Annotated in this window: 10 protein-coding genes and 1 tRNA gene; 9 read left to right on the top strand and 2 right to left on the bottom strand. The window is 55.9% G+C overall.

All coding sequences use genetic code 11. The features are described from left to right. The first annotated feature begins 79 nt into the window (after positions 1-79). The 3 genes from NDJ10_RS11285 (at position 80) to NDJ10_RS11275 (ending at position 2,424) form a co-directional block, all read left to right on the top strand. A complete protein-coding gene (locus tag NDJ10_RS11285; protein ID WP_296162232.1) occupies positions 80-487 on the top strand; it encodes a transposase in 408 nt (135 codons plus the stop codon). Beyond that, entirely contained in the window at positions 463-819 is a 357-nt protein-coding gene (tnpB, locus tag NDJ10_RS11280) for an IS66 family insertion sequence element accessory protein TnpB (RefSeq protein ID WP_296162230.1), read from the top strand. Before NDJ10_RS11285 ends, tnpB begins: the two co-directional genes overlap by 25 nt. A gap of 111 nt (positions 820-930) precedes the next feature. Beyond that, on the top strand, positions 931-2,424 hold the full coding sequence (locus tag NDJ10_RS11275; RefSeq protein ID WP_296162242.1) for an IS66 family transposase: 1,494 nt from the start codon (positions 931-933) through the stop codon (positions 2,422-2,424). A gap of 279 nt (positions 2,425-2,703) precedes the next feature. Here NDJ10_RS11275 and NDJ10_RS11270 read toward each other — a convergent pair whose 3' ends face one another. Next, positions 2,704-5,274, bottom strand: coding sequence for an SIR2 family protein (locus NDJ10_RS11270; RefSeq protein ID WP_296162228.1), 2,571 nt, complete (start codon positions 5,272-5,274; stop codon positions 2,704-2,706). Between the two features lie 134 nt (positions 5,275-5,408). Between NDJ10_RS11270 and NDJ10_RS11265 the strand changes: the two genes are divergently transcribed. The 3 genes from NDJ10_RS11265 (at position 5,409) to NDJ10_RS11255 (ending at position 8,921) form a co-directional block, all read left to right on the top strand. After that, positions 5,409-6,191, top strand: coding sequence for a hypothetical protein (locus NDJ10_RS11265; protein ID WP_296162226.1), 783 nt, complete (start codon positions 5,409-5,411; stop codon positions 6,189-6,191). A 103-nt stretch (positions 6,192-6,294) separates the two neighbouring features. Continuing rightward, entirely contained in the window at positions 6,295-7,650 is a 1,356-nt protein-coding gene (locus NDJ10_RS11260; protein ID WP_296162224.1) for a hypothetical protein, read from the top strand. Positions 7,651-7,871: 221 nt separating this feature from the next. Beyond that, on the top strand, positions 7,872-8,921 hold the full coding sequence (locus NDJ10_RS11255) for a site-specific integrase (RefSeq protein WP_296162223.1): 1,050 nt from the start codon (positions 7,872-7,874) through the stop codon (positions 8,919-8,921). 43 nt (positions 8,922-8,964) lie between these two features. Here the strand turns inward: NDJ10_RS11255 and NDJ10_RS11250 are convergent. Continuing rightward, positions 8,965-9,040: transfer RNA gene (locus tag NDJ10_RS11250), tRNA-Asn, on the bottom strand. Between the two features lie 170 nt (positions 9,041-9,210). On the opposite strand from NDJ10_RS11250, the gene NDJ10_RS11245 reads away from it, so the two are divergent. From NDJ10_RS11245 to NDJ10_RS11235, 3 genes are all read left to right on the top strand, one after another. Next, a complete protein-coding gene (locus NDJ10_RS11245) occupies positions 9,211-9,999 on the top strand; it encodes an SDR family oxidoreductase (protein WP_296162221.1) in 789 nt (262 codons plus the stop codon). Between the two features lie 90 nt (positions 10,000-10,089). Further along, positions 10,090-10,587 (top strand): GNAT family N-acetyltransferase, encoded by a 498-nt coding sequence (locus NDJ10_RS11240; RefSeq protein ID WP_296162218.1) that lies wholly within the window; start codon positions 10,090-10,092, stop codon positions 10,585-10,587. A gap of 73 nt (positions 10,588-10,660) precedes the next feature. Continuing rightward, positions 10,661-13,042, top strand: coding sequence for a Tex family protein (locus NDJ10_RS11235; RefSeq protein WP_296162216.1), 2,382 nt, complete (start codon positions 10,661-10,663; stop codon positions 13,040-13,042). Positions 13,043-13,046 lie beyond the last annotated feature (4 nt).

Genomic DNA, 13,046 nt, shown 5'->3' with positions numbered 1-13,046 from the left:
GTAAGCGTCCGGTGAACCCACCTTGAATTGAAGTCTGGTATCTCGCAAGATCGTGTGCACGTAACTCATCGTGCACACCATGCTCAAAGAACCAGACCTTGCCAGATATTCGACCCGGCGTACCCACCGCACCTACACGCGCCAGTTCAAAGCCGAGTTGGTTGCGGCCTGCCAGCAACCGGGTGCTTCCATTGCCGCCATAGCCTTGCAACACGGCATGAATGCCAACGTATTGCACCGCTGGCTCAAGGAGCATGAGCGTGACGGGCGCCACCGACCTATCGGGCCAGCTCCGATGGGTGTCGCTGTCGTAACTTCACCTCGCCCCGCATTCATCCCCTTGAAGCTACCCACCGGTGGCATGCTAGAGCCCACAGCCTGCGACATCAAGGTAGAGCTTCGCAAAGGTGCAGTCTCGATGATCGTCACCTGGCCCATCAGCGACGCTGGCGACTTGGCGCAATGGACGCGGGCGATTCTCAAGTGATCCGCATCGATACCATCTGGCTGGCAACAGCCCCCATGGACATGCGAGCTGGCACCGATACCGCCTTGGCGCGTGTCGTATCCGTCTTTGGTGCTGCCCATCCGCACACAGCCTATCTATTCGCCAACAGAAGAGCAAACCGATTGAAGGTTCTGGTGCATGACGGTATCGGCATCTGGTTGGCGGCACGCCGACTGCACCAGGGCAAATTTTTCTGGCCAATGGGAAGTGCAAGCCAACAATTGAGTCTGAACCGTGTCCAATTCGACGCCTTGGTGCTCGGACTGCCCTGGCAGCGCATGGGCGCAGCAGGCATCATCGGCGTAGTTTGAATCATCAAAATATGTAGCGCACAAGTCAATAAGTAAAAGCACCAATGGTGCATTTCGTTCGCCAATGAGACACTGCGTTTCATGGTGATCGCTTCTGAGCAACTCCCCCACATGAGCGCAGACGAACTGCGCGAAGTGGTGCAGTCCCTGCTCAAGACGGTCACCTTCAAACAAGCCACCATCGACAAGCTCACGCATGAGAATGCCATGCTCAAACGCCTGAAGTTTGCCGCCCAGAGCGAGCGCTTTGGCGCCGAGCAAAGAAGCCTGCTGGAAGAAACCCTCGATGAAGACTTGCAGGCGGTGAACGACGAGATCGAACAACTCAGCTCCTGCGATGCGCCTGCGCCCCGCGTCAAGGAACAACCCAAACGCCAGCCGCTGCCCGCGAATCTGCCCCGCATCGAGATCCACCACGAGCCTGACGCCACCACCTGTCGCTGCGGCTGCCAGATGAAACGCATCGGTGAAGATGTCGCCGAGAAGCTGGACTACCAGCCCGGCGCCTTCAGTGTGGAACGTCACATCCGCGGCAAATGGGCATGCGCCAAGTGCGAAACGCTGATCCAGGCCCCGGTTGATGCGCACATCATCGACAAAGGCATTCCCACCACAGGTCTGCTGGCCCAGGTGCTGGTGGCCAAGTTTGCCGATCATCTGCCTCTGTACCGTCAGGAGGCCATCTTTGGTCGTGCCGGTTTGGCCATTGCCCGCTCCACGCTGGGAGCCTGGGTGGGCAGCTGTGGTGTGCAGTTGCAACCCCTGGTTGATGCACTGAAGGCCGACATCCTGCAGCACAGTGTCATTCATGCCGATGAGACTCCGGTGCAGATGCTCAAGCCCGGCAATGGCAAAACACACCGGGCCTACCTGTGGGCTTACGCTGCGGGTGCCTTTGAAGACACCAGGGCGGTGGTCTATGACTTCTGTGAAAGCCGTGCCGGTGAGAATGCAAAGACCTTTCTGGGTGACTGGCGCGGTAGCTTGGTCTGTGATGACTTCAGTGGCTACAAGCAACTGATGACCCAGGGGGTGACCGAAGTCGGTTGTCTGGCGCATGCCCGGCGCAAGTTCTTTGACTTACATGCCGCCAACAAGAGCCAGATCGCACACAGTGCGCTGGAGCAGATTGGCAGGATTTACGAGGTTGAGCGGGAAATCAAAGAACTGCTGCCCGATGAGCGAAGGCGGATGCGCCAGGAACGATCCAAACCACTGCTCGACACCTTGCACCAGTGGATGATCCTGAATCGGCAGAAGATCACGGATGGAACGGCTACGGCCAAGGCGCTGGATTACAGTCTGCGTCGCTGGGGCGCACTCACGCGCTTTGTCGGTGACGGTCAGCTGCCGGTGGACAACAACCATATTGAGAATCAGATCCGTCCGATTGCCATCGGTCGCAACAACTGGCTGTTTGCCGGTTCACTGCGTGCGGGCAAGCGTGGTGCTGCGGTGATGAGTCTGATCCAGAGTGCCAAACTCAATGGGCATGATCCATATGCCTATCTCAAGGATGTCCTGACGCGCCTGCCAACACAGCGGGCCAGTCAGATTCATGAGTTGTTGCCGCACCGCTGGCAACCACAAGTTCACGCTCTTTGATTCTCAGCCACAGTCGCTGCCCTGTGGTCAAGATGGGTTCGCTGCGCGCTTACCTTTGACGGAAAACGGGTGGTGATGCGCGGCAAGAAGGCGGCTTTGCTGGCTGCGGCGGCACAAAAAGAAAAGGGCACTGCGGGAGTGCCCATCTCTGCATCTAATTGGCTCCTCGACCTGGGCTCGAACCAGGGACCTACGGATTAACAGGGGATAAAACCCTTATTTATCAATGATTTAGGCTCGTCTTCGCTCGTCACGTTTCGTTGGGAATCGTCAAGATTGTCACGCTGATCCCTGTCGCTCTCGCAATTCGATCTTTTTGCGAAGGGCCTCAAAAAAATCGTTTTCGAAGCCACCTAAAATGTGAAGCGCCTTTACTCTGCTACTTGGGTTTTTCGAGTCTAGTGAGATGCCTTGTCGTTCTGCCTCTCGCTGATAGGCTTGTGAGATATCGCCAACAAGCTCCTGCATTTCCATTGCATACGCTTCATCATATGATTGCAAGGCTTTGTTAACTAAGAATTCTCGTACACGAGATGTCTCGTCAGATGGGGCTACTCCCCACAGTAGACCTACGGCTCCAAAGTATGATGGCTCGTAATCGGACACAAAGTCTACAAGTTCTGCCAGACCGAAATGACTAATCATTTGATCTGCTATTGCGTCAAATCGTGCAGCTACAAGTTTTTGCTTCAGCTTTTTATCCGCCGTTACCCAAATCGACCGGAGTCCTTTACTGGCCTCCCTTTCAAGTGCCGAAAGCTGAACGGCATCGTGTTCGATCAGGGTTGGGTTCTTTATCCGATCACCATCTTGAGCGTATGCTTTTGTCAATTCGAACGAAATCTCGCTATACCCGTCGCCAATGATTTCGTTCTTTTTAAGAGTTAGGATGTTGAGTTTCTTGATGTACTGCTCAAGCTCATTTTCTGTCCTATAGGGCGCATAACGTGCAAGAAATTCAGAGAAGTCAAGTGTTGGCTCTGACAATAGGTGCTGTGCAAATGCACCTATGTAAACGTTCATATTCTGAGGCCCATCCAACGTCGCTAGACGGATCGCGAAGTCATTAAATCCTTCTCCTTCCATTTCGTATTCTGAAACCGCCCGCCGGCGATGGCTGACCACCTCGTTCAGGTAGCCGTCATAAACAAGTACTGAAAACGTCCTTCCCACTTTGCGCGAAATCTTGTGCAATGCACGGATGGTCGACTGATATAGGTCGTGAAATTTATGACCAGGAACCAGGGCTGGAAGGAGGACACTCGCGTCTAAGTAGACACGTTCTGGAAGTAATGAGCCATGACTTATAGCGGTCCTTGGAGCGGCGAAAATTAGCGCAATTGAAAAGCTGACTCTCCCAATTTCTGCCAGTAACTTGGCTTCGGCCGGTGTCGGAGAAACAAGAAGGTGTTTCATCGCAGAGGTAATGTGGTTCAACTGCGCTTGCGTCAACAGACGGCACCCGTCTCGAACATGATGTTCAATATCGATGTCTGGTGGCGTCGAATTGTGTATGAACGCTGCACCTAGGTCCCATCCACGACTTTCAATTAATCCTTGAATAGTGTTCGCAATGCCTGTCCTCATGTCCGAAGTGGACCCGACGCCAAACATAACCTTAATTCGATCTACAACGGCCCGACCTAGGGATTCTGTTGCAACTTGAAGTGGGTTGACGACGACTTCATCCGATTTGAAAAATACATCGCCTCGATTTGGTTGTTTCTGTCGGGTGACTAGTTTTTCTCCACGCAACTTTTCAAGTGCGCTCTTTAGAATTTCGTTGGTGGTTTGCCGGTCCAATCCAAAGTGGGAATTAAGTCTTCCATGTAGTTCTTCCAGTGAGATTCCCTTTTCCTCATCAATAATTGTTCCAAGAATGACTCCTTCGAAAGTGACGTTTCGTAGAGTTTCTGCATCCTGTCGAAGATCCAATCTGGCAAAGGTGGCAGCCAAAAATCGCTTCATAGGATCAAGTGGTCCCACCATTTGTACTGTTGGTGGACTCAGCTCTTTGCTTGGCGATTTTGTGCCGTTCTTTGATGACACGAATTCATCGATTGCCTGCCACAACTCTGCGTGATTGTCAGCATGGGAATAAGTTATCTTGCGTATGTTGTATCGTGCCAGCTTTGAGACGAAGGAATCATCGGCATCCTCTGGTAACAGTGCAAGATGCTCCCCCATACTTCGTCCACCATACATTTTTTCGACAGCGGACAGGACTGCTTGAAGCGCAGGGTCCAAGAACGAAAATCCGACGATCAACAAAGTTCGTTGTGTGAATAGGTACCGAATTACATCTAGATAATGAGGATCTACCAAAGCATGTTGGTATTGTGAATCCGTGAATACTATTGGTTCCTGACCCTCTATACGGCCATGAATGCGACTTATAAAAAATTCCTGTTCCAAAGTCGTTGAGATGAACTCTGCGGATCCATAGTGATATTCGATTGCTGATTTTCCAAGTGCGGCTGCATAGGCATTAGACAAAGTACGATCAAAATTCGTCGTTGCGATCGCGCTGACCGGTAGGCTTGCCAATGAGCGCAAGCGATCTACATTTTCCTGGCTTAGTAATTTTCGCAAAATCTTTCGTTTTGCAACGGGGGTAAGCGCCGGATTCGCATCAAAAATAGTCGCTGCGTACAGTAGTTGATTAGATGCGACGGCTTGATCAATGTGGGCAGCAGCAAGGGGATCATCATCTCTTATTTGGTTGGCAATGTCTTTCAATAACTTGGGCCAACTTGGTAGCCCAACCCTCATAGAAACACCTGCACCAGCAAACAGTACAGGATTCTTTGCCGTCAGAAAGAACGCCTGTAGGGCTTCGGCCAATTTCATCATTCCCTCCCGTTTAATTGTTGTTGAACGTCATTTTGCGTGAAACAGTATTGCCATGCCCATTATTTTGATTCTAGAGGCACAAACCGCTGGCGAAGGGAGTTCGTGTGTGAGTGCGCTATCCTCCCCAGCAAATGGAAAAAGAATACGGAAAACTCACCGCCGATCAGTTTCACGAGTTGCTGCAATTCCTGCCCGAACTGTTGTCGATGTTGCGTGGCATGAATGCTCACCTCGCAAGTACCCCCGCTGCAAAATTCGACAGCGTCATGCCTGGGGACTATGGCCTTTACAGCAATGTGTACGAATTGTCATTCATTGATCACTTGAGCCTGGTAACTGTTGCCCTGAATCGGCACGAGGAAGTTCATGACATGGCGACCTCCCATGATCCCCAGGAAGCGGTCCTGGAACTGATCAGAAAACGGGATGATGTCGAAGATAAGCCGCATCATCCAGAGTTCGACAAAGAGGTTGTTATGGTTCTGGTGTACTCCCTGGGCCGTACCATTCAAAGTATGGCAACCTATGGCCGCAGCATTTCTAGCCTACTCCAGGACGTGCGCGAAAACAACAACCAGGATTCACTGTTGAAGGCCATCCGAATGGATCGCGCTGTCATCGGTTGTCCCACAGCCATGACGTTGATTGCCCGTGCTCAGATCAGGGATAACAAAGCCTTCTTCAAGAACTTGCGCAGCGCCCTGGCTGGCCCTGGGAACAAGCAACAGGCCGGGCTCGATCTGTTGCGGTACGCCATGCTCATCCTGCGCGAAATTGGCATCAAAGACATTCCCGAGGCTGAATTGGAAGCGCTCATTGTGGACAAGCTCGGCGTCTATCCCAAAAACCAGCCCAATGCCCGCAAGAACATCCGTGCCCACTACCAGTGGTCGCGGAAGCTGCCAACCATCTGAAATCGCGATTTGAGATGGTGGCCCAAAAGGGCCGACATGCATAACTTCGGTATCCAGCCCAGGTAGTCAATTCGACATGCTGGTATGGATGAAAGAAGTTTGTATGTCTTCCAAAAGCTCTCCAGCTAGCCGCGTTGCTGGCGGTGTTAACGACCCCAAGCCAACCGACCGGGATTCGCTGCGCGACGCGCCAGCGGCGCTCTGCGAATCCAGGCCGGAAGGTATTTCGGGTGCGCCGCCTAGTAACACAGCACCCCATAACAGCAATACAGCATTACCAGATGGTTTCAAGCTGCTGCGCCTGGCTGTTGACAGTCTGTACCTGTCCTTCCCTGGTGAACTCAATGATGCTTCGTTCTCAGCCCTGCAAAAGCTCAAGATCAATGCCCAATCTGAGAACCTGGAACAGTTAGCCAGTGCCCAATACCCGATTGGCTCCCACATCTTCGAGGTCAAGGATCGGGGGGCCGGATTGTTTCCCTTTGTCCTGGTGGATAACGCCTACCGGATACAGCTCTCCAGACCAGGCAAGAAGCTGCCCATGGCCTACGTCCAGGTGTCGGCCCACTACCTGGCCCACAAGACCCCCAGGAACATCCAAGAGGAGCTCCATGCGCTGCTCCTGGAATTGGGAGACCTGGAAGGTCATAACACCGTAAGCCGGATCGACCTGGCTGCCGATTTCAGCACGCCGGTGGTGATGGACTCCTGGCACCGTTCTGCCTGGGTGACCCGTGCCATGGAAATTCACAATTACGCCAAAGACCAACAGTTCACTGGCTGGACCATCGGCATGGGCGGTGTCATTGGTTGTCGTCTGTACAACAAGATTGCCGAAATCATTCACAGTGGCAAGACATGGGCCATGGACCTTTGGCTCCCCATGGGCTGGAAGCCTGGAGAAGACGTCTGGCGGCTCGAATTCGAGTTCAAGCGGGATTTCCTCAAGGAACGCGGTTTGGGCTCTCTGGACAGCGTTCTAGACAGCCAGAACAGCCTTTGGCGTTATGCCACAACCGAATGGCTTCGCCTGACCATTCCCAACGAGGCCGACAGCACGCGTTCACGTTGGCCAACGCATCACTTATGGTCATCGCTGGCCTCCGTCGATTGGGAAGGGCCACCAGGAGTCCCCTTGGACAAGTACAACAATACCCGCACCCCGACAGAGATTCGTTTGATCACGGTGGTCCTGGGCGCGTTGACCTCGTACATGGCCATGCACAAGATCGACAACCGGGCCGAGGCTATTGATCAAATCCTGGCCAAACTTTATGAGCACTATTCGCTGGTCGCGTCCAGGAAAGAACTCACCTTTGATGAATACCTGGCGCAACGGGTGGCAGTCAAGGGCCGGGAGTTCAACACTGCCGTCAACTCTCCAGGCCTTCCCGACAACTTGAAACAGGATTTTCTGGATCAAGGCGTGGATGCCTATCGCCGTGCCTCCAGGGGCTAACAGGACCAAGCAATGGAAGATCTCAGCCTGCCTTTGCCCCCTGTGCGTTGTCTGTCCAAAGAACAAGCGGCCATCTACCTGGGGATCGGAGTCACCCTCCTGGCTCAGTTGGAAGTGCCCCATGTTCGCCTGGGTCGGCGCTGTGTCTATGACCGTCTTGACTTGGATGCCTGGCTCGACGAACATAAGGGGGAGCGAAGGCGGGCCGGAAAGGAGAATTTATGGCCCGAAATGAAGGAATCTACAAGCGGCCCGATTCCGGCAACTGGTGGATTTGTGCAACGCTCCCCAACGGCAAAAGAGTACGCCAAAGCGCTGGGACTGAAATCAAAGAGGATGCCGCTGCCTATCTAGCCAAACTCAGGCTGGATGCGTACCGCGAAACCCACTTTGGCATCAAACCCCAACGCAGTTGGCAAGAAGCTGTGGTTCGGTATCTCGAACTGAAACGGAACTTGAGAAGTTTTTCGGATGTGCAGCGGATATGCCGCTTTCTTGATCCCTACCTGGGGTCGATGATGCTGAACCAGATCAATGGGGATGTCATCTGGTCCATCGTCCAGGGCGAGACCAAGCGCGGCAACAAACCTGCCACGGTGAATCGAACGCTGTCGACACTGCGTGCCCTGCTGAGAATGGCGCGTGATGAATGGCAGTGGATCGATACCTTTCCGAAAATTCGCATGTTGTCCGGTGAAGTCGAGCGGGATCGCTGGTTGTTGAAGGAAGAAGCAGAACGGTTGATCCGTGTCTGTCCTCCTCACTTAGCGGCCCTGGTACGGTATGCCCTGGCAACAGGCTGCCGCGCCTCCGAGATCACGGGCTTGGAGTGGAAGCGGGTGGACCTGGATCGAAAGACTGCCTGGTTAAACCACACCAAGAATGGAACGCCGCGGGGAGTGGCGTTAAATGAAGATGCGATTGAAGTATTGAGGGAGCAGATTGGCAAAAGCCTGACGCATTGTTTTACCTACGAAGGTAAACCGATACGCTGGCAAGTTACCAACACTGCATGGCATACCGCGTTAGCGGCTGCTGGCATCAAGGACTTTCGGTTTCACGATCTGCGCCATACCTGGGCATCGTGGCATCGCCAGGCGGGGACGTCTTGTGATGAACTCAAAGACCTTGGCGGCTGGAAGTCGCGGATCATGGTGGATCGGTATGCCAAGTTTTCGACGGAAAACCTGTTGTCTGCAGCGTCTCGAATTGAGCGCAATAGAGGGGAAGGGCGCAACGTGCTGGATTTGTCACGTTTTCGTCACGCTTAGAAAGACGAAAGGCCTGCACTTTCGTGCAAGCCTTTGTTTTTTATGGCTCCTCGACCTGGGCTCGAACCAGGGACCTACGGATTAACAGTCCGGCGCTCTACCAACTGAGCTATCGAGGAACAAGCCCTGAATTATAGGGGAGTTTTTTCGCTGTTTTGGCTGGCGTCGGCAAAATTTGCGAACTTTCAGTTGGTTTCAGTTGGGGCTGCCAGCTGGCTTAGATGCGAGTGGTCTGTCAAGGTGGGCGACTCGGTCATAATTTGAAGCCGTCAATAGCGCGTCACATGCCATGCCCCGAACCACTCAGCAACTTTTCGACATCACCGGCCAGACGGCCGTGATCACGGGCGGATCGCGCGGGCTGGGTCTGCAAATGGCGCACGCGCTGGGGGAGGCGGGTGCGCGCATTATGCTTTGCGCGCGCAATGCCGACGAACTTGAAATTGCCTGCGCCGACCTGCAGGATGCCGGTATTGACGCGCGCTGGGTGGCTGCCGATTGCGCGGTGGAGGCCGACCTGCAAAAGCTGGTGTCCGAGACCCTGCAGCGCATGGGCGATGTCGACATTTTGGTCAACAACGCCGGTGCCACCTGGGGTGCGCCGGCGCAAGACCACCCGGTAGCCGCCTGGGACAAGGTGATGGCACTGAACGTGCGTGGTTATTTTTTGCTCAGCCAGCTGGTGGGCAGGCACAGCATGATCGGGCGTGGCGGGCGCATCATCAATGTGGCCTCCATTGCCGGGCTGGGTGGCAACCCACTTGGCATGACCACCCTGGCCTACAACACCAGCAAAGGCGCAGTGATCAACTTCACGCGTGCGCTGGCCTGCGAGTGGGGTCGCTACGGCATCAACGTCAACGCCATTTGTCCGGGGATGTTTCACAGCAGGACGACCGCCAGCACGATTGCTGCGCTGGGTACCGACGCGCTGGCAGCCAGCGCACCGCTGCAACGACTGGGCGATGATGAAGACCTGAAAGGCGCCACGTTGCTGTTTGCCAGTGCGGCAGGCAAGCACATCACCGGCCAATGGCTGGCGGTGGATGGCGGTGTGAGCGCAGTCATTGGAGGCTGAATGACAACTTCACTGTCTTTTGGAAAAAGTCGGCGTGGTGCAGGTGCACTTTCTGCAAATTGACGATGCGCTTAAACAGGAGCTAAAACCATGACATTCAAACTTTGGTCGGTGGGATCATCAAGGTCTCGTGAAATGCACATCCCGGTGTGGCGCTTGATGTCGTTTGAGGATTTGCGTGTGGGCGAGCTGTACGAAGTATTGCGCCTGCGCAGTGAGGTGTTTGTGGTGGAGCAGCAATGCATTTACCAGGACATTGACGGCGCCGACCGTGAAGCCATGCATTTGCTGGGCGTGCAGGGGGAAGAGTTGAAGGCTTATGCGCGCTGCTTTGCGCCAGGAGTCAAGTTTCCCGAAGCCAGCATTGGCCGGGTCTTGATACGTCAGTGCGCCCGCGGCACCGGGCTCGGTCACACGTTGATGGAACAGGCGGTGGCTGCCATCAGCCAGGTGTGGGGGCCGCAGGCCATACGGATTGGGGCCCAGGCGCATTTGCAGGGGTTTTATGCCAGACACGGCTTCAAGGATGTCGGCAAGCCCTACATGGAAGACGGCATTGCGCACCTGGAAATGCTGCTGGAGGCATGATCGCCGGCACCCTGTGGCACACTCGCAGCCTTGTGTTTTTTCAGCCAGCCGGGCGTTGGCTTTTCATTGACCCATGCAAAAAATCATCGCTCAAATTGCGCAAGAAATCAAGGTGCAGGTGCATCAGGTCGTTGCTGCCGTGGAGTTGCTCGACGGTGGCGCCACCGTGCCTTTCATTGCCCGCTACCGCAAGGAAGTGACCGGTGGCCTCGACGACATCCAGCTGCGCGAACTGGAAGCCCGCCTGGGCTACCTGCGCGAATTGCGCGACCGCCTGCAGACGGTCATCAAGGCGATTGACGAGCAGGGCAAACTGACGCCTGCGCTGCTGGCCGCGCTGCACGCCGCAGCGACCAAGCAGGAGCTGGAAGACTTGTACCTGCCGTTCAAGCTCAAGCGCCGCACCAAAGGCCAACTGGCGCGCGAAGCCGGGCTGGAGCCGCTCGCCGATGCCTTGTTTGCCAACCCGGCCCTGGTGCCAGCCGATGAGGCGCTGACCTATGTGGTCCCCTTGCGCCCGGTGGTGGAGGGTGAAGACAAACAACCCGACTTTTCCACCGTGCCGGCGGTGCTCGACGGTGTGCGCGACCTGTTGAGTGAGCGCTGGGCCGAGACCCCGGCGCTGGTGCAGGACCTGCGCGAGTGGCTCTGGACCGAGGGCTTACTGCAAAGCAAATTGATGGCCGGCAAGGACGAGAACCACGTCGATGTCGCCAAGTTTCGCGACTATTTTGATTACGAAGAGCCAATTTGTCGGGTGCCCTCGCACCGGGCGCTGGCCGTGTTTCGCGGCCGTAGCCTCGACATCCTCGAAGCCAAGTTGGTGCTGCCCGAGCCGGATCTGCCCGCGCCTGCCCCCACTGCTGCGCTCAAATCCAGGGCCGCACCCGTCGTGTCGCTCGCCGAAGGCCGCATCGCCCTGAAACTGGGCTGGTGCCACCAGGGCCGCCCGGCCGACGACCTCATCCGTAAATGCGTGGCCTGGACCTGGCGCGTCAAGCTCAGCCTGTCCACCGAGCGCGACCTGTTTGCCCGGCTCCGGGAAGAAGCCGAACGCGTCGCCATCAAGGTCTTTGCCGACAACCTGCGCGACCTGTTGCTGGCTGCACCGGCCGGCCCGCGCGTGGTGCTGGGGCTCGACCCCGGCATTCGCACCGGGGTCAAGGTGGCGGTGGTCGATGCCACCGGCAAGCTGCTGGACACCACAACGGTCTACCCGCACGAGCCACGCAAGGATTGGGACGGCGCACTCCACATCCTGGCCACATTGTGCGAAAAAAACGGTGTCAACCTGATCGCCATTGGCAACGGCACGGCCAGCCGCGAGACCGACAAGCTGGCCGCCGACCTGATCAAGCTGATGGCCCGGTCCTCAGCGCGTCAGATGGAAAAAGTGGTGGTCAGCGAAGCCGGGGCGTCGGTGTATTCCGCCAGTGAATTTGCCTCGCAGGAAATGCCCGATGTCGACGTCAGCCTGCGTGGTGCCGCCAGCATTGCCCGGCGCTTGCAGGACCCGTTGGCCGAACTGGTCAAGATCGATCCCAAAAGCATTGGTGTCGGCCAGTACCAGCACGACGTGAACCAGAGCGATCTGGCCAAAACCCTCGACGCGGTGGTGGAAGACTGCGTCAATTCGGTCGGCGTCGACCTCAATATGGCCAGTGTGCCGTTGCTCAGCCGGGTCTCGGGCCTGAGTGCCAGCGTGGCCAAGGCGGTGGTGCGCTGGCGTGAAGCCAACGGTGCTTTTGCCAGCCGCCAGGAGCTGCTCAAGGTCACTGGCCTGGGCGCCAAGACCTTTGAGCAAAGCGCCGGTTTTCTGCGGATTCGTGGTGGTACCAACCCGCTCGACATGACCGGCGTGCACCCTGAAACCTACCCGGTGGTGGAGCAGATCATTGCCAAAACCGGCAAGCCGGTGACCGAACTCATGGGGCGCGCCGACATGCTGAAAGCCCTGCGTCCCGAGCTATTTGCCAACGCGCAATTTGGCGTCATCACGGTGAAAGACATTCTGGGCGAGCTGGAAAAACCCGGCCGTGACCCGCGTCCTGACTTCAAGGTGGCGCGTTTCAATGACGGCGTCGAAGACATCAAGGATTTGAAAGAAGGCATGGTGCTTGAAGGCACGGTCAGCAACGTGGCGGCTTTTGGTGCCTTTGTTGACCTGGGTGTGCACCAGGACGGCCTGGTGCATGTGAGCCAGCTCAGCCACAAGTTTGTTACCGACGCGCGCGAGGTCGTCAAGACCGGCGACATCGTCAGGGTGCAGGTAGTCGAAGTGGATGTGGCCCGCAAGCGCATTGCGCTCACCATGAAACTCGGTGCCGCCCCGGCGCGCAGCGGCAGTGCTGGTGACAATCGTTTCCAGGGTGCCAAATCGCAGCCGCGCGCGCATGCGCCACAATCCACAGCCATGTCTTCTGCATTTGCCAAGCTCAAAAACCTGGGTCACTAGCCGT

It is taken from the genome of Rhodoferax sp., assembly GCF_023700745.1.
Classification (GTDB): Bacteria; Pseudomonadota; Gammaproteobacteria; order Burkholderiales; family Burkholderiaceae_C; genus Rhodoferax.
The sequence above is the reverse complement of the archived record's forward strand: the minus strand, read 5'-3'. Positions and strand labels throughout refer to the sequence as shown.

Bases quoted from the DNA above. Each gene is read 5' to 3' on its own strand.
- tnpB (WP_296162230.1), top strand. From the start codon at position 463: ATGGACGCGGGCGATTCTCAAGTGATCCGCATCGATACCATCTGGCTG.
- NDJ10_RS11240 (WP_296162218.1), top strand. From the start codon at position 10,090: ATGACATTCAAACTTTGGTCGGTGGGATCATCAAGGTCTCGTGAAATG.
- NDJ10_RS11260 (WP_296162224.1), top strand. From the start codon at position 6,295: ATGTCTTCCAAAAGCTCTCCAGCTAGCCGCGTTGCTGGCGGTGTTAAC.
- NDJ10_RS11265 (WP_296162226.1), top strand. From the start codon at position 5,409: ATGGAAAAAGAATACGGAAAACTCACCGCCGATCAGTTTCACGAGTTG.
- NDJ10_RS11285 (WP_296162232.1), top strand. From the start codon at position 80: ATGCTCAAAGAACCAGACCTTGCCAGATATTCGACCCGGCGTACCCAC.
- NDJ10_RS11255 (WP_296162223.1), top strand. From the start codon at position 7,872: ATGGCCCGAAATGAAGGAATCTACAAGCGGCCCGATTCCGGCAACTGG.
- NDJ10_RS11275 (WP_296162242.1), top strand. From the start codon at position 931: ATGAGCGCAGACGAACTGCGCGAAGTGGTGCAGTCCCTGCTCAAGACG.
- NDJ10_RS11245 (WP_296162221.1), top strand. From the start codon at position 9,211: ATGCCCCGAACCACTCAGCAACTTTTCGACATCACCGGCCAGACGGCC.
- NDJ10_RS11270 (WP_296162228.1), bottom strand. From the start codon at position 5,274: ATGAAATTGGCCGAAGCCCTACAGGCGTTCTTTCTGACGGCAAAGAAT.
- NDJ10_RS11235 (WP_296162216.1), top strand. From the start codon at position 10,661: ATGCAAAAAATCATCGCTCAAATTGCGCAAGAAATCAAGGTGCAGGTG.